The organism is Mesorhizobium sp. RIZ17, from assembly GCF_051127865.1.
In the GTDB taxonomy this organism is placed as follows: Bacteria; Pseudomonadota; Alphaproteobacteria; order Rhizobiales; family Rhizobiaceae; genus Mesorhizobium; species Mesorhizobium humile.
Window position 1 is genome coordinate 3161058 of record NZ_CP147861.1, and the last position, 16891, is coordinate 3177948.

16 protein-coding genes are annotated in these 16891 nt (G+C 58.0%); 10 read left to right on the forward strand and 6 right to left on the reverse strand.

The genetic code is table 11. The annotated features are described in order from the left end of the window. Positions 1 to 3 precede the first annotated feature (3 nt). The 10 genes from WDX12_RS15175 (at position 4) to WDX12_RS15220 (ending at position 10274) form a co-directional block, all read left to right on the forward strand. Entirely contained in the window at positions 4 to 1587 is a 1584-nt protein-coding gene (locus WDX12_RS15175; RefSeq protein WP_434725403.1) for an ABC transporter substrate-binding protein, read from the forward strand. A gap of 25 nt (positions 1588 to 1612) precedes the next feature. Beyond that, positions 1613 to 2557, forward strand: a complete 945-nt coding sequence (locus WDX12_RS15180; RefSeq protein ID WP_434725641.1) for an ABC transporter permease — start codon at positions 1613 to 1615, stop codon at positions 2555 to 2557. A 9-nt stretch (positions 2558 to 2566) separates the two neighbouring features. Next, the gene (locus WDX12_RS15185) at positions 2567 to 3391 is read left to right on the forward strand and encodes an ABC transporter permease (RefSeq protein ID WP_434725404.1); all 825 of its coding nucleotides are present in this window, start codon (positions 2567 to 2569) and stop codon (positions 3389 to 3391) included. Next, positions 3388 to 5058, forward strand: a complete 1671-nt coding sequence (locus tag WDX12_RS15190; protein WP_434725405.1) for an ABC transporter ATP-binding protein — start codon at positions 3388 to 3390, stop codon at positions 5056 to 5058. The genes WDX12_RS15185 and WDX12_RS15190 overlap by 4 nt, the downstream gene beginning before the upstream one ends. A 367-nt stretch (positions 5059 to 5425) precedes the next feature. Beyond that, complete coding sequence (locus WDX12_RS15195; protein ID WP_434725406.1) at positions 5426 to 5830, forward strand: CocE/NonD family hydrolase; 405 nt, start codon at positions 5426 to 5428, stop codon at positions 5828 to 5830. Positions 5831 to 6238: 408 nt separating this feature from the next. Beyond that, positions 6239 to 6613 (forward strand): hypothetical protein, encoded by a 375-nt coding sequence (locus tag WDX12_RS15200; protein ID WP_434725407.1) that lies wholly within the window; start codon positions 6239 to 6241, stop codon positions 6611 to 6613. Positions 6614 to 6979: 366 nt separating this feature from the next. Then, positions 6980 to 7483 carry an ABC transporter substrate-binding protein gene (locus WDX12_RS15205; protein ID WP_434725408.1) on the forward strand — a complete coding sequence of 168 codons (504 nt, stop codon included), beginning with the start codon at positions 6980 to 6982 and terminating at the stop codon, positions 7481 to 7483. Positions 7484 to 7545: 62 nt separating this feature from the next. After that, the gene (locus WDX12_RS15210; protein ID WP_434725409.1) at positions 7546 to 7674 is read left to right on the forward strand and encodes a hypothetical protein; all 129 of its coding nucleotides are present in this window, start codon (positions 7546 to 7548) and stop codon (positions 7672 to 7674) included. A 154-nt stretch (positions 7675 to 7828) separates the two neighbouring features. Then, positions 7829 to 8554 carry a hypothetical protein gene (locus WDX12_RS15215; protein ID WP_434725410.1) on the forward strand — a complete coding sequence of 242 codons (726 nt, stop codon included), beginning with the start codon at positions 7829 to 7831 and terminating at the stop codon, positions 8552 to 8554. A gap of 727 nt (positions 8555 to 9281) precedes the next feature. Next, complete coding sequence (locus WDX12_RS15220; RefSeq protein ID WP_434725411.1) at positions 9282 to 10274, forward strand: alpha/beta fold hydrolase; 993 nt, start codon at positions 9282 to 9284, stop codon at positions 10272 to 10274. A gap of 284 nt (positions 10275 to 10558) precedes the next feature. Here the strand turns inward: WDX12_RS15220 and WDX12_RS15225 are convergent, their stop codons facing one another. The 6 genes from WDX12_RS15225 to WDX12_RS15250 all read right to left on the reverse strand — a co-directional run bounded on the left by WDX12_RS15225 (position 10559) and on the right by WDX12_RS15250 (position 16784). Beyond that, entirely contained in the window at positions 10559 to 10732 is a 174-nt protein-coding gene (locus tag WDX12_RS15225; RefSeq protein ID WP_434725412.1) for a hypothetical protein, read from the reverse strand. Between the two features lie 638 nt (positions 10733 to 11370). Then, positions 11371 to 12615 carry a Zn-dependent hydrolase gene (locus tag WDX12_RS15230; protein WP_434725413.1) on the reverse strand — a complete coding sequence of 415 codons (1245 nt, stop codon included), beginning with the start codon at positions 12613 to 12615 and terminating at the stop codon, positions 11371 to 11373. 137 nt (positions 12616 to 12752) lie between these two features. Further along, positions 12753 to 13004 carry a hypothetical protein gene (locus WDX12_RS15235; RefSeq protein ID WP_434725414.1) on the reverse strand — a complete coding sequence of 84 codons (252 nt, stop codon included), beginning with the start codon at positions 13002 to 13004 and terminating at the stop codon, positions 12753 to 12755. A 917-nt stretch (positions 13005 to 13921) separates the two neighbouring features. Beyond that, positions 13922 to 14128 (reverse strand): hypothetical protein, encoded by a 207-nt coding sequence (locus WDX12_RS15240; RefSeq protein WP_434725415.1) that lies wholly within the window; start codon positions 14126 to 14128, stop codon positions 13922 to 13924. Between the two features lie 484 nt (positions 14129 to 14612). After that, on the reverse strand, positions 14613 to 15710 hold the full coding sequence (locus WDX12_RS15245) for a porin (protein ID WP_434725416.1): 1098 nt from the start codon (positions 15708 to 15710) through the stop codon (positions 14613 to 14615). Positions 15711 to 16094: 384 nt separating this feature from the next. Further along, a complete protein-coding gene (locus WDX12_RS15250) occupies positions 16095 to 16784 on the reverse strand; it encodes an antitoxin Xre/MbcA/ParS-like domain-containing protein (RefSeq protein ID WP_434725417.1) in 690 nt (229 codons plus the stop codon). Positions 16785 to 16891: the final 107 nt, after the last annotated feature.

Sequence of the window (16891 nt, forward strand, 5' to 3'; positions counted from 1 at the left end):
TCAATGTCGCAGGAACTCGACAATCTAAGCCGCGGTTTAGCTGCGGGCCGGCTGAGCCGACGTGAATTTCTCGGCCGTGCGGCGGCGCTCGGCATCAGTGCTGCATTGGCCAATTCTCTTCTTGCCGGCGCCGCAATGGCGCAGACACCGAAAAGGGGCGGCATCCTGAAAGCCGGCATCGTCGGCGGGGCAGCGACGGACACCCTCGACCCGGCGAAATTCATAGAGTTGATGTCCTACTTCGGCAAATGCTGGGGTGAGTTTCTGGTGGCGCTGACCTCGGATGGCAGCCTGGAGCCACGCATTGCCGAGGAAATCGGCTCATCCAAAGACGCCAAAGTCTGGACCTTCAAAATCCGTCAGAACGTCGAATTCCACAACGGCAAGACCGTGACGGCGGAGGATGTGGTGGCGACGCTGGAACGCCATTCCGACAAGGAATCGAAGTCCGGTGCGCAAGGCATCTTGGCCGGTATCGAGAGCCTCAAGGCCGATGGTCGCAATGTCATCGTCACCCTCAAGGAGCCGAACGCCGAACTGCCCTTTCTCATGGCAGACTATCATCTCGTCATCCAGCCCAACGGTGGCAAGGACAATCCTGCTGAAGGCATCAGCGCAGGCCCCTATAAGGTGGCTGTCAACGAACCCGGCGTGCGCCACGGCGGCGAGCGCTTCGCAAATTTCTGGCAGTCCGACAAGATGGGTTTCGCCGACCAGGTCGAGATCCTCGCCATTAACGACACAACGGCCCGCGTTTCCGCGCTGCAGGGCGGCCAAGTGCATATGATCAACAAGGTCGAGAGCAAGGTCGTCGATCTCATTAAGCGCGTGCCTAACCTGAGAGTTGAGACCCTGTCGGGTCCCGGCCACTATGTCTTCAACACGTTCTGCGACACGGCGCCATTTGATAGTGCCGATCTCAGGATGGCGCTCAAGCTCGCGGTGGACAGAGAGGAGATGGTCGACAAGATCCTGCGCGGCTATGGCACGGTCGGCAACGATTTTCCGATCAATGGTGCGTATCCACTCTTCCCCGACGGAATCGAGCAGCGCACCTTCGATCCGGACAAAGCCAAGTTCCACTACCAGAAGTCGGGCCATAGCGGACCGATCGTCCTTCGGGCCTCTAATGCTGCCTTTGCCGGTGCCGTCGACGCCGCGCAGCTCTTCCAGCAGAGCGCGGCCAAGGCTGGCATCGCCATTGAGGTACAACGAGAGCCAGAAGATGGCTACTGGTCCGGAGTTTGGAACAAGCAGCCCTTCTGCGCCGCCAATTGGAGGGGGCGCGCGACGCAAGGTTGGATGTACTCAACTACCTGTCGCTCGACATCGCCCTGGAACGACACGCACTTCTACAATGAGAGGTTCGACAAACTCCTTACCGAGGCGCTCGGCGAACTCGACAAGGACAAGCGCAAAAATCTCTATCGTGAGATGGCCATCGTTGTTCGCGATGAAGGAGGGGTCATTGTGCCAATGTTTGCCCAGTATATCGACGCGATATCCGACCAGGTTGGCGGCTACGTCGGACGGGTCGACTCGCTGATGAACGGCTACGCCTTGACGCAATGCTGGCTCGAGGCTTGAACGAGTGCTCGTCAACTCACCCGTTATGAAGCTCACTGCCCAGCGCATTGCGCTGGGCATTCTCCTCCTCTTCGCCGTGTCCGTGCTGATTTTCGCGGGCACCCAGATCCTTCCCGGCGATGTTGCGCAGTCGATTCTCGGACAGGCGGCCACGCCAGAGGCGATTGCTAATCTGCGCCGGGAACTCGGCCTCAACGATCCCGCCATCGTGCGCTACTTCCACTGGCTGGGTGGGGTTTTGACTGGCGATCTCGGTACCGCGCTCACCTCGCGGCAGGAAATCACCACGACACTGGTGCCACGGCTGTGGAACACGCTGTTTCTTGCCTTCTGGGCGGCTGCGGTGTCGGTTCCACTCGCCATCATCCTCGGGCTGTTGGCGGTGCGCTACCGAAATGGCCCTGTCGATAAGGCCATTTCCGGTTTCGCGCTGGCTTCAACATCGCTGCCTGAATTCTTCATCGGGTATCTGCTTGTCTTGTTCTTTGCCGTGAAGCTGCAGTGGTTCCCGTCGATATCGACTGTCTATGACGGCATGCCGTTTCTGCAGAAGCTGAAGGCCATCGTGCTGCCGGCAACGGCTCTGGTGTTTGTCGTGCTCGCCCACATGATGCGTATGACGCGCGCGGCGATCCTCAACGTGATGCAATCAGCCTACATCGAGACCGCTGAGCTTAAGGGTCTTTCCGCCTTCGACGTCATTCGTAAGCACGCTCTCCCGAACGCGATTGCGCCGATCATCAACGTCGTCATGCTCAACCTCGCCTACCTCGTGGTCGGCGTCGTCGTGGTCGAGGTGATCTTCGTCTATCCGGGCATGGGGCAGTATCTGGTCGACCATGTCGTCAAGCGCGACGTGCCAGTGGTTCAAGCAGTGGGTCTCATCTTCGCTGCGGTCTACATCGGGCTCAACATCGTCGCGGACGTTGCCGCCATCGTCGCCAATCCGCGGCTGCGGCATCCGAAGTAGGAAAGAAGAATGCTTCACATCAAACGCATTCCATACGGAGCCTGGCTCGGCCTGATCCTGACGGGGCTTTTAGTAATCTGTGCGATTTTCGCCCCATGGATTGCTCCTGCGGGCAATGGCGAGATCGTGGGCGACGTATGGGAGCAGATGTCGTCCGCGCATTGGCTTGGGACCGACAATCTAGGACGAGACCTGCTCTCGCGCATGATCTATGGTGCCCGTACCACTATCTTCATCGCCGCCCTGGCCACCGCCTTGTCCTTCTCGTTAGGCGCTATCCTGGGCTTTATGGCGGCGGTCGTTGGCGGCCTGGTCGACACCCTGATGTCGCGTATCGCCGATCTCTTGATGGCAATACCGACGCTGATCTTCGGCCTCGTCGTTCTGTCAGTGCTGCCCTCGAATAACGTGACACTCATTCTCGTCATGGGAGTTCTGAGTTCGACACGTGTCTACCGCCTCTCGCGCGCCGTTGCGGTCGACATCAATGCGATGGACTTCGTCGAAGCAGCCAAGTTGCGCGGTGAGAGTCTCGGTTGGATTATCTTCTGCGAGATCCTGCCCAACGCACTGTCGCCGCTTGTGGCGGAACTTGGCCTGCGTTTCATCTTTTCGGTGCTGTTCCTTTCGGCGCTCTCATTCCTCGGGCTGGGTGTGCAGCCGCCTGAGGCCGATTGGGGTGGGATGGTGAAGGAGAATAAGGACGGCATTGTCTTCGGAATACCTGCCGCCCTCATCCCGGCCGCTGCGATCGCGATGCTGTCAATCTCCGTTAACTTGGTCGCCGACTGGGTGCTTACCCGCACCGCTAGCCTCAAGGGAGGACGAGAATGACAGCAAAGGCTCCCTCAAAGCTCCCGCGCGACAACGGCGTTCTCCTCGACATCCGAAATCTCAAGGTTCAGGCGACCGTCTATTCGCCTGGCGAGAAGCCGCGCGACGTCACCATTGTGGACGGAGTGTCGCTGCAATTGAAGCGCGGCAAGGTGCTGGGTCTGATAGGTGAATCCGGCGCCGGAAAGTCGACCGTCGGTCTTTCCCCAATGGGTTATGGCCGCGGCGGAGTGCGAATCACCGGCGGCGAGGTGTTCCTGAACGGTCGCGATATTCTCAAAGGCGGCGCCCGGGAATTACGCCGGGTGCGCGGGAGCGAAGTCTGTTATGTCGCGCAGTCGGCTGCTGCCGCCTTCAACCCCGCCCATCGCCTCATGGATCAGGTCGTGGAAGCAGCGCTTCTGCATGGCATTGGGACCCGAGCGGAGGCAGAGAAGCGCGCGCAGGCCTTGTTCGCAAAACTCCGCTTGCCTGACCCCAAGAGAATCGGCTGCCGATATCCACATCAAGTCTCCGGCGGCCAGTTGCAGCGCGTAATGACTGCGATGGCGCTTTGCTCCGAACCCGACCTGATCGTATTCGACGAACCCACCACGGCTCTCGACGTAACCACACAGATTGATGTGCTGGCAGCCATCAAGGACGCAATCCGCGACACCGGCGTCGCTGCCCTCTACATTACCCACGATCTTGCTGTGGTGGCCCAGGTCTCGGACGAGATCATGGTGTTGCGAGATGGCAAGATGGTGGAGCAGGGCCCAACACGGCAGATCATCGAGGCACCATGCATGGACTATACAAAGGCGCTGGTGTCGGTTCGGTCGATCGAGCATGAGGAGAAGGAACCAACGTCCAAGCCGCTGTTGTCGGCGAGGAACGTCAATGCCGCCTATGGCGGCGGCTCGGTGAAAGTTCTGCAGGACGTCTCGGTCGAGGTTCACCCTGGCCAGACGTTCGCTGTGGTCGGGGAATCCGGCTCGGGCAAATCGACGCTCGCCCGCGTCATCACAGGGCTGCTGCCGCCGATCGCCGGCAGCATCACCTTCGCCGGACGCACGCTTGCGCCCAGGCTCGCCGACCGCTCCAAGGACGATCTGCGTCAATTGCAGATGATCTATCAGATGGCCGACGTTGCGATGAACCCGCGCCAGACGGTTCGCACCATCATCGGCCGGCCGCTCGAATTCTATTTCGGCATGAGAGGAAAGGAGCGCGATGACAGGGTCGCCGAACTGCTCGATGAAATCGAGATGGGCAAGGGCTTCATCGACCGCTATCCGGCAGAGCTTTCGGGTGGGCAGAAACAGCGGGTATGCATCGCCCGCGCGCTTGCGGCAAAGCCGAAGCTCATGATTTGCGACGAGGTGATAAGCGCTCTCGACCCGCTCGTGGCTGACGGAATCCTAAAGCTGTTGCTTCGCCTACAGAAGATTGAGGACGTGGCCTACCTGTTCATCACGCACGACCTCGCGACCGTGAAAGCTATCGCGGATTCCATCGCGGTTATGTATTGCGGAGAGGTGGTCCGCTACGGCTCGAAGACGCAGGTGCTCACACCACCGTTCGACGCATATACCGACCTCCTGCTGTCTTCTGTTCCTGAAATGCAGGTAGGGTGGTTGGAACACGCAATTAACGAGCGCCGCATGGAGAGCGCGGGGAATTGAGCTCAACGGAGGCTTTGCAACTGCGGCGGTTGTCCACGGCCAAATCCAGGAGGGCAAGCTCGCAATCATTTCAGTGGGTCTGGAAGCCTAGGTTGTCAGCACAGTTCGATCCTCGACGGAACGTCTGCTCATCGAAGTGGAGTATGTGGCGATCCGAAGGTGTTGGTTTCCAAGAGGACCGAAATGCCGAATGCGTCAGGCCTCGATCTCCGCTGACAGCTTTGTTTACGACCCGGGGAACCCAGAGCCGTCTCTGGGAGCTGACGGTGGGAACGCAGTGGGGACGACATTAGGTCCACGGGACTATCAGGAAGTAGAACTCCGCCACGACGTCCATTGTTTTGCGTAGGAGCTCCTCGAGGAGGGCATGGAGGTCACCGGGTTTGTAAGGGCAGTGCTGTTCGTCTCTTCTTCAGCGCGAGACACCGATTTTGTGGCCAGGCTCCTTGACGTGCATCCGGACGGGCGGGCGGTTGACATCGTCGACGGGATACTGCGCGCTCGGTTCCGTGAAGGTTACGATAAGCGGCTGATGATGGAGCCCGGGTGCATCTATCAAATCGATATAGACCTGGACGCCACCAGCAACTGGTTCCCGCCTGGCCATCGTATCCGACTCGGGATCTCGAGTTCCTCCTTTCCTCGCTTCGACCGCAATCTGAACACAGGTGGTAATAATTGGGATGAAACGGAATGGGTGGTCGCCCACAACACTGTACACCACAGCCCCGAGTTCCCATCCTATGTACTTCTTCCCGTCGCGGGCGCGTGATTTTCTCGTCCGGCAGGTCACCGAACTCGGTCGCGAGGTGGTGGTAGGCGACTCCCTTCCGGACGAGAGCAGCCGAGATGGGGTTCTTGTAAGGCTCGGCTTGCGGTCGTCGCCTAGCGCCCCCGGTTGCGCGTCGCCTGCTTGGATCGTGCGCGACATAGCGGCCCCGGTGCCGCGTACCTGTCCGGGCGGTTCCGTTGAGGTAGAACTCGCCGATGCGGACGCCACCGGGACCTATTGATGGAAGGCGACACTCGACTTTGCGGCGCGCTAACGCGCCAGGCTTTAACATGCCGCTAACTCATGAAAACCGGCCAAACCAAGAGCGTGCCCTGCGGAGGGATCTTTATTTCTGATGTTGGCGTTACACGGCGCTACTGAGCAGCTAGCCGGATCTGACACATTGATTTGTCTGAAGGGATCGAGGAAAGCCCGACGGGCATTCTCTTGCGAGCCTGTAACCTGCATGAGGCTGCGCTTGAGAATGACATCGCAATAACCAACCCTATACGAGCGACCATCGAATGTTCTGTTGTCGGAGTTGGCCACTCGTCCTATACCCTGCCGCCAGTATGCGAATTCGTCGATGCCGACAACGGCGAGTTCATCAGCGGACGGATGAGTCCGGCGGCACACAACAAGCGAAACGGCATTGTTCCTCACCCGAACAAGAAGCTGATCGGCAATGGTGGCAACCGGTCGACCCGAGAAGCGAGCCTAAGTGGTGACAATAGTCTACGGGGACCGGTCTTTCCCGGCAAAGCACCCATGTACTGTCGCTAAACCGCTCAGCAAAAAAGCGCCGGCGGCCCAGCGGGGCAATCTGCGACTCGCGTCAAATGGGGCGCTCGTGTGCTCAAGTGATCAATCGGCCCGTCGGCTGCAAGGCGGGAGAACATTTTCTCGGTTGCTCGATGGCGTCAACTTCTGGGAACGTCCGGTACTAGGGACATTTCGAGCGTGCTCTAAGGGGCCTGTGTTCCGACCATCAAGGGTCATTCGCGAGGATTGTGCGCGCGCCATAACCAAACGCCGATTTCCTGCACGAACGTGAGGACAATTCGAGCAACACGGCACATGGATGCGAGTACGGATAACAGGGCCCCCTCGTCCGGCCTTCGGGAACACCTCTCAATGAGGAGCAACCAAATGTCGCAAGAACTCGACTATCTCAGCCGCCCCGTAGTTGCGGGCCGCCTGAGCCGACGTGATTTTCTAGGCCATGCGACGGTGCTAGGCGTCTCCGCGATGTCCGCGAACTCGATCCTCACCAGCGCTGCGCGCGCCCAGGGACCGGTCCGCGGCGGCATCATCAAGGGCGGCCTTACGGGCGGCGGGTCGACCGATATCCTCGATCCGGCGACCTCCTCGGAGTTGGTTTCGATCTTCGGCTCCTGCTGGGGCGAGTATCTCGTGGCGCTAGCGCCCGACAGCGGACTTGAAAACCGCCTCGCCGAGGAAGTAGGTTCGCCCAAGGAGGGCAAGACCTGGACGATGAAGATTCGTAAGGGGGTTGAGTTCCACAGCGGCAAGATCGTGACAGCGCAAGATGTTGTGGCGACGCTCGAGCGCCATTCCGACGGTAAGTCACACTCGGGGCGCTTGGCGTGCTTACGAGCATTGACTCCATCAAGGCGAAAGGCGTGCGACTAGGTCGTCGTGACGCTGAAGGGTGCCAACGCTGACTCCACAACGAAAAGTTTGACAAGCTTCTCTTGGAGGCGCGCGGTGAATTCGATCAGGAAAAGCGCAAGGACCTCTATCGCGAGATGGCCATCATCGTTCGCGATGAGGGCGTGATCGTGCCGATGTTCAACCAGTCAATCGACGCGATCTCCGATTAGATCGGCGGCTATGTCAGCGCGCGACGCACTGCTTTGATGGACGGCTTCGCGTTTGCAAAGTGTTGGCTGAACCCGTGATCTGAGCTGTCCAGCGATCACGTCATGGTGATCCTAATCGACGAGGAGCTATAGAATTGAACTGGAGAGATAGGCAATGACCAAAGGATCCGGCCCGACTCTTGGCGTTGCTTTGATGGAATACAACAATCTCACTGCCGACTACGGACGATTTTCTCCAACCGACAGGGTCGGCCTTGGCTCAGATTGTATTGGCAGTATTGAATGCCCCGCATCGTGGGCGTTCGATACAGTCTACGCAGTCGCAAGCGGCGGCGGGCCGAGAGAGACGCTGGCCGGGGCGGACAGTGCGGTCCAGGGCGTCACTCAAGCCGTACACCGCTTGGAAGGCGAGGCCGATCTCGTAATCGCGAATTGCGGATTCTTCTGGTGCGGCTGGAAGTTGCTTAGAGGCAGTAATGAAACACCAGTGCTGCTTAGTGGTCTCGATTTTCTAGATCTGGCGCTCTCGGCAACATCGGGCCCGATCGGGGTGCTCACCTTTTCAAAGCCGTGCGTCGAAGCACTTCTGCGTGATCACGATGGAATTCGGCGCATGCGGATTGTTGGCTTCAGTGATCTCCCGTCCTGGAAAGCTATTGAGGAGCCTGATTGCTTTGAATCCGGTGGCTGGACGGAGAAAAGTCTCCGCGACGAATTTGTCACTCGTCTTGAAAGCGAACTGAGCGATGGGTCACTCAAGAATGTTCGAGCACTCGTGATCGAGTGTGTCGCGATGCCAAAGTGGCGATCGGACATTCGAAAGCTGACCAATGTGCCCATCTTTGATCTGATGAGCATTACAAAAGCTCTTCTCGCTTGAGTGTATGACCGATACAAACATTAGCCTTCCATAAAGTCCACCACCAAGCACCTTGCGGCCGGCGGGGCAGCTGGTAGCCCGCTCGGCCGCATATCCAACGCGCCGCGATTGCCAATTTCTTCCCTTGGCCGACGGCAAGTCTGCAAGTCTCGTTCCGCTGAACGACAATCTTCATCGGACAAGTGAAGATCATGACGCCCAATGTGCTTCAGTTCTTCGCCACGTCCCCTGCACACGTCCTGACGGCTTTCGTCGCAGCCGCCATTATGGCTTTCTCGCCAAGGGTCAGCGCGCCGCGAGGCTCAAACTGTTCGCAGTCTTCTTGCTAACTCGCACCTGAACGATATGGAGGCCTCAAAAAACCGCTGTCGCCACCGACTTCTCGCTCGATGTCCGGGAGCAGGAACACACGCTATCGCATCCCCTCCGGCGTCCTTCCCGTGCAGGACCTGTCTTTACGCGCCGGGGCGACCATCTTTGACCTTCCATAAGATCGCCAGCACCAAAGCTGGGCAAAAAAAGCTCCGACAATCCGTGGTGATCGCCTTTCCTAATTCGGCCTTCGCGACCAGGGATTCTACGACCAGAGGTCGTGGGGTTTCGCAAACGGGCGACGAATCGCCGCTTTACTGCGTTTGTAACGGTCACAACGCCGGCAAATCGGCCACATGGGCATGGTTTGATAGCCAAAACAAAGGGCCGCATTGCCGACGCGAGGAGCTTCTCAATGTCGCAGGAATTCGATGACATCAGCCGCCTTGTCGGCTCCAGCGCGCGTCCTGCCAGCACAGCGCAGTCGCCGCGCCTGGGCGGCAAAACGCTCATCCCTGAACGTGGCATTTCGATTAGCGGCATCGGGTCGACCTACTATGAGACGGGAGCCGGTCGTCCGTTATTGCTTCTCCATGGGGCGTCCCCGGGTGGAATCTTAGATGCGAGGTTAAGCTGGATTTGGCAGCTGCACGGGCTGTCCGATCGATTCAGAGTGATCGCGCTTGATCAACTCCAGTTTGGAGGAACGGATGACCCGACCCCTGGGAAATACATTAACCGGCTCGGCCGCGTAGATCACGTCATTGCTTTCCTCGAGGCAATGGATTTGAAGCAGATCACGCTAGTAGGTCATTCAGAAGGATCATTCGTCGCTGCGAGGGTCGCGATCGTCCGTCCCGACCTTGTTTCAAAGGTCGTTCTGCTCACATCCAGCGCGGTTTCGCCGCCAATTGGACCTGAGCCATTTGGAGACGGGCGTGACGATGCATGGCTCAATGCAGCCACCATGGCATATGACTATACCGGGCCGATGCCGAGTGAAGAGGAGTATGTGCGGAGAGGCCCAATCGCACACGGGGCAGATCCATATGAAGCGGAGCTAGAGGAGTATCGACGAATAGCTTATAGGCGGCCGGCGACGCGCGGAAAATGGGAGGTCCGAAAGCACCTGCCTCTAGAAGAAACCGACATGAGACGTTATATCCAGCTGCAGCAGGAGTATATCTTCCCCTGCATCGATCACCTTTATGGCAAGACAATGCTTATCTGGTCGGCGAATGACGCCACCGTGGCGCCACAGCGCGGATGGAGGCTAGCAAAGATGATCGAAAATTCGGAATTCCACCTGCTTAAAGCAGCTCACATGATCCAACGAGACCAGAGCGAAGCCGTAAACTGGCTCATCGGTCACTTTAGCCTTACCGGCGGCGCATCGCCATATCTTTGAGGCAGTCTATCGATGATGTCCCAATCGGCGGCTTGTTCGCCGAAGCGGTGCGACCGCCCACCGTTCCGTAAACGCTGGCGGGTCGGTCCGCTGCCTCAATCTTGAGTATCGCCCCAGATCTCCTGGCCAAGCTATAGCCTCTCCTGGCGAGGCAGTGACGAAATGGATGAAACACAAGGCATTGACTGAATCAAAATCCAACCAGACGGCTGATTTTTTGTGTTGCTCTTCTTCCGTAACGAGGGTCTTTCGGGCATAGGTTTTGGGTGTCGGAACAAGCTCCCTCAACCGCTGATTTCTTCGCCCGGATCGCGCTTCTGGAAGCGGCCGTTTCTGGAATCACCATCGCCGAACGTGATGAGCAGCTTCGAAGAGAGCGCGCCGACGTCCGGGCGTTCCGACGACAGCTTATGCGCCAGGGCAAAGTCGCACCATGCCGATATCGCGAAGGCCTCCACCTATGGAACCAGGCGATGGCGCGCGTTCAATCGCTTCCTCTATCGCGGAGCGCGCCTTCGTGGAGTCGCCCTCGTCATCCCAGTGCGCGAACTCCACTACGTCACGCGCCATGGCAACCCGGAGTGATCGCCGCCGGCGCGCCGACTAACGGCTGACCTACACGCATCACAAGACGATATTGGAAGGTGCCTTGGCGCACCGCTTACGCCTCAACTGCAGCAATGGCCTTATAAGCATGTTGCCGCTCCCGGCATCGACGTTTTCTCGCCCCGTGCGTGCGCAAATCTCGCGAGAAAGTAAGCGGCTGACTGCATATGCCCCACCCAGTGTCTTAAAGCTACCAATACCAAACCGACTCGCCTCATCTTTGTAGTAAATCGCTTCGACCAGCCTAGCATGCGCCAAACCGTGCAATGGCACAAGTGGCGTGGATTGATATCTAGGCCAAAGCTAGCCGCCTTACTATGGGCGGCCCTGCTAAGAATATGGCGCTGGGCAATCGCCATCTGGCAGGTCCATCTCAAGCACCTGACGCGCCGGCGAAACCGTCCTGGCTGCAACGAAATTCACCCGCATTCCTCAATCAGCCCCGGCCAGTCCAGCCATGCGTCGATGTCTGTGCGCTAGAAAAGCTGCATCAACGATCCGCTCGTTTTACGACGGCGTGCAGAAGCATATTGAGGCCTGCGCGGAAATCTGCTGGTTCGCAGGATTCATTGTTGTTGTGGGTGACCCCACCCTTGCAGGGTGTAAAAATCATGGCGCTGGGGCAATGCATCGCCATGTGATAGGAGTCATGCCCCGCCTGAGAGCGTATATCGCGCCAATTATAGCCCTGACGAACTGCCTCGTCGCGTATGCTGTCGATAAGCTTCCCCTCGAAGATGTCGCCACCCCAAAACCATTCGTCCTCAATCACGACGACACAGCCTGCCATGGCGGCACTGGCCTTGGCGGCACGACGCATCTTTTCGGCCATGACCCGGGCTGTCACGGGATCGGGGTGGCGTACATCCGCGACGCACTGGGCCCTATCAGAAAGAATACCCGGCTTATTCGGCCACGCGGCGAGGCTTGAACCCGTGGCCTTGCCGTCATTGATGGCGAATTCCCAACCAATGTCGTCGACCGCGGTCAGAAACCGAGCCCCAGCGATCAGCGCGTTGCGGCGTAGGTCCATCGGCGTCGGGCCGGTGTGGGCCGTTTCCCCTTCGAAGCGCACACGCATGCCGTGGGTCGGGTACGCGCCGGTGACAACTCCTACCTCGTGCCCCTCAGCATCAAGGATCGGCCCTTGCTCGATGTGCAGCTCGAAATAAGCGTCGACGTCCCCCACTTTGCAAGGCTTGTCGCCCTTGTAGCCAATTCGCTCAAGCTCATCGCCGAAACGTTTGCCGTCATCGGCAATCAGGTTATAGACCCAGTCGCGTTCGTATTGCCCCACAAAACAGCCGGAGGCCACCATCGGCGGAGAAAACCTCGCGCCTTCTTCGTTGGTCCAATCGACGACGATTATGGGCCGTTTGGTCACATGCCCAACATCGTTAAGCGTGCGCACAAGCTCAAGACCTGCAAGCACACCGCTAATACCATCGAAGCGACCGCCGTTGATCTGGGTATCGAGATGACTACCGATCAAGATCGGCGGTAATTCGTCGTCCGTACCCTTACGCCTTGCGAAGATCGAGCCGAGTTCGTCGATTTCGACGCTCAACCCCGCCTCCCCGCACCAGTCACAAAATAGATTGCGCATCTCGCGATCGGTGTCCGTTAGCGCTAGACGCGACAGGCCACACGGACGGCCTTTGCCGATGCTGGCGGAAGCTTCGATTGTCGACCAGAAACGGTCGAGGGACATACGAGTTTCGGGGCAAATTGTCATAGATTATCTCTTTCAGGATAGTGAGGTCACAGGCACCGGTCAGGCCGGTGATAAGTTCCGCTAAATACGACCAGCGGGCGCGGAGGCGCCGATGGGGCGCAGGATGACCGGGTGCCCCCAATGGTGGCACCCGGTCATCAGTTCGATTCCTGACGGCGGCGTTTTCCTGCCGTCCAGACCTGTATCTGTCGGTCGAGAATGTCGCCCGCAGCCGAAGCAGTTCTTCCCTCCGGCCGCACGTGCCGTCCCTGCTCGAGAAAAGGCCCCATCGCATAAGCGACGAAGACCAATAGGTCAGAATTATCGCAGACATCGACGCAGCCTATCTGCGAAACGCCGAAAATTCTGTACTCCCGAAAAAGCCATGCTTTCCGGCTGGGCAGATCCATACTGCGCATTCGGATCGGCGGCCGCATTTAATGTGCTCTTCAGATGCACATTCGGTAAGCTCAATGTCACACACCTTCTCCCTGCAAAAAATCAGCGGTCAATACGCCAAGTTGCCCCTCCTGGCTCGCTCCCGTCGAACGCTCGAACCGTGTTAAAAGGTGAACGCCGGGGTCTGTTAGGTGTACGTGTGATGCATGTAATCGCGCGAACGGTGCTTCTTGTGCAGCTCGACCGGAGTGAATTGAAGCCATGCGAGCCTCCTCGAAAATGAAGTTGCCATCGGCGAAAAGGTGGTGGAGCGGCGCCTCTCTATCCAATGTTGATTGCCATCTGCGGCTCAGCGCTCGCTCCCGCTAATATAACATCAGCTACAAAGGCCGCGGGGTGCAAGCGATCCACTTTGCACGCACGAAATCGGCGTCTTTTTATCTTATGCGCTCGAATTCCGTGACTGTGTACGAGCATAAGTTTCTCTCCTAGGGGTGAGCTTCGCGAGGTTACCCATTTTGGGCCTGAGATTGGAGTTGCCGCGCTTCGAACGCGGGGCCCTGAAAAGCGCCAGCGGCTTCACCGGCCAGAACGTTGCGGCATGAGGTTGGCATGTCGTTGCGACGGCGAGCCGGGTGCTTGCGCGCATGCCTTTCGCGATTGATGACTCAAACAGGCCGAACCGGTGGTGCGCTAAGATTCGCTATCAGCAAAATGATACAAAGCGAGATCAAGAAGCGCCGTGCTGCCAGAAAACGCCGATTTTCTGTGTAAAAGAGCGTTCGATACCGCGGGAAAACGGTCGGCGTATGCTCTAACATCTAGGATAACGATGATAGCGGCTAAACGCGCGACATACGAGAGAGCACGGTGTGGGTGGCACGCCGTTTCTGCGGATGAGATTGCCGCCCTTGCGGCTCTTAGGTCGCTATTCGCCGTACCGGCGCTCCAGCGAGTTGGCAATTCGCTCGCAAAGCAATTCTGAGGTCACGACTGCGAGGTGGAGACGAAGGCGAATTCCCTGCGTATCAACTAGGGTGGTGACAACACCGCGATCGGAGTACTCGGCGAGGTCGAGAACATCGTTGATGATGAAGTCTCGTGTTTCGCGGAGCCTCTTAGGGCGCTCATCCATGGGGTTCTCCTCCCAAATTGGTGGCTTTCCAGGCAGGCCGAGCCGAATTCGATGGAATCATTGGCCGTCGACATTTTTCAATCGCACGTCATTCGGTTCTCCGGCAACCACCGTCGTCTTCCGTTTCAGCAACCAAGAACCAAGAATGACAGTGGAAGTCCCAAGCCGCTATACCGCTCTGTAGACAACAACATCCCCCGACGTGATATTCAAATCCAGTTTGTGACAGCAGGTCGTCGCTACACGACGGCAATCCGTTCGATTCAGTCAGAATGCTCGACGCTCTAGAATGAAGGGCGCCTTGGTCAAGGGCGCCCTTCGCATCGGCGGCAGGCTTCGATCCCGGAGGTGCGGACCTAAGCATTTTGGTAGGAGCCGCCGAGAGCCTTTTCTGGGTATCCCGCTAAGCCAACACCGGCTGGACGGGCGACTCTCGCGCACCCAATCGTATTGGAGGGACGCAATGGATCAATACCTCGATCCGTCAGAACGAGCGCTGGAAGCGGAGGATGCCGCCGATCGCACTATCGTCACCGGCCGGAATACCAGTCCAGTTTGAGTTACCTTCGTCGATGTAGTCGACTTCGGCCGTGATCGTGAGGCCGGGAACGATGTCGTATTCAATGTTCGCGGCGATGCCGAGGTTCTTGTCCTCGTCATACGAAGCCTGGGCATTGAACCTAGTCTTCTCGTTGATGGTGTAGGTGCCACCGCCCCAGATTGCCCAGTTGCCACCCCACTGCTTGTAAAAGCCGCGGCCGCCGGCAGGGATTGCATAGGTCGGATCCGAGAGATTGTCGTCCGTGCCGTAGCCGACCATAACGAACAGTGCCAGGTTCTGCACCGGGGTCACGTCCAAGCGAACCTTGCCGGCCACTTCTTCGTAGTTGCTGTCATAGGCAACGACGCCGGTGATGGCGCCCCAGCCCTGCGTCCACTTCACGCCGCCGACGACATGCGGAACGTAGCTATCGATCGTGCCGACCGCGCCAGAGCCTTCTTCGAGCGAGACCACCGCCGAGAAGCCGTTGCCAGCGTCGAAGTAGTACTGCACAACGTTGGTGTCGAAATCGCCATAAGGAACCAGCGTATCGTTGATGACGTTGCCGGCATAGCCGATGAACGTGTCGAAGGCCGATTCGTCCTTACCGACGCGCAGCCCACCGAGTTGAATCCAGGCAAAAACCAGCGAACTGCTGTTACTGCCATCGGTATAGTTGAAGTTGGTTTGAGTGTAGGTCTTCAAGGTGCCGAACTCTGTTTCCTGACCAGTCCAGGTCTTCAGCGAGAAGCGGCCCCTCTTGTACCAGGTATCGTTGATGCTGCCGTCCTCATGGTCGACAGCACGACGGCCGTTGAACGAACCTTCCTCGCCGGCCGAAGCATCCCAGCGGACATAGCCACCGATGCGCAGACAGGTTTCGGTGCCGGGGATGTAGAAATAGCCGGCGCCATAGACGTCGCAGATCTTGACGTATTCAGCCGGTTCCGGCTCGGCGACGACGACGGCGTCGGCGGCGCGCGCACCGGAAACTGCGATCAGGGCCGCAGCGGAGCCGAGAAGAAGGCTCTTGATGTTCATTTTGATCTCCACTCAAAAGATTAAAAAAAGGGCCAGGGTATCCTTGCTGAAAGGCAGCATGCCTCCCCATTCCCTACGTTCGAAAAAGGCGCGCATCGCGCTGCTTCGTCGCAATTTGACGCTATCCGCGATATTGAATAATGCAATATATACGGACGCTTTAAGCAGAGATATATGAAACAATGTTGCCATTATGCCACGAAAATCGAATATATACTGTACAATTCGTGCAAACTATACAAATGACACAATATGGACAGTTCCCACGATAGCGCAAAACACAATGCGCAGTGGCGCGTGCGACCCTGGCCTTCACAAGCTCACAACAGGATCAACCGATTGCCGCGGGTGCACTGATTCGCAGTTGGCTTCGTCAGCTGGACTTCATGTCGATGAAAAGTCTCGTGCAGCCCGGATTACTTCTGCAGCCAGATCTTGCCGGAGCATCTCTATGGGAATTCGGCCATCAAGCCGAGGTGAAGGGGAGGTCAGCCAAAGCCAGGCTGGCCTGGGATTGACGATCAAGGAGAGCACTTGTCGTATCCCCGACGCAGGCCTACCGTCGATGAACTGAGCTAGGGGGAACACATGCTTGCGCGCGCCTTTCCGCAACGCAACTACATCATTGTGCCGTTGCCACCAATGCAATGTCGATCGCGGTATGCCGAAGTGTGCTTCCAGATAGGTAGGCCCCGCAACCGCGCCCGCCCAGTCTTCAATGCGCTGGCTGTCGCTTTGCTGATCTTGCGCTTTTAGGGCTGCGCACCCACGCGCGCCCTCGGTTCGAATCGTGAGCGGAGCCGCCTCACCGGCGCTTTCATTAGAACGACGCACTGCTTCGGCTGCGAGCCTGCGAACAAATTCAGAGGCCAGAGCGGTCAAATCATCATGAATGGTTTGTTTGGGTGTTGCCGAAATCAAATCGGCGGCTCTGCCTGTCCCCATGTGCGATGAGAAATTCCCACCCTTCATAACCCCCGCGAGCTGAGCCAGAACGCGCTGGACTTCCGTTGCAACCAACCATGAAAACTCGTCTTGGCGAGGTTCATTTCCAAAATCAAATGATTTTGTCATGAGCACAGTTTCTTGATCCGGCTGGTGTTCATCTCGATCCGTCTGCAGTGACGCTCAGAGTTGCCGCCCAGGGCAGGTTGGTCTCTGGCAGAAGCAGGAACCAAAGA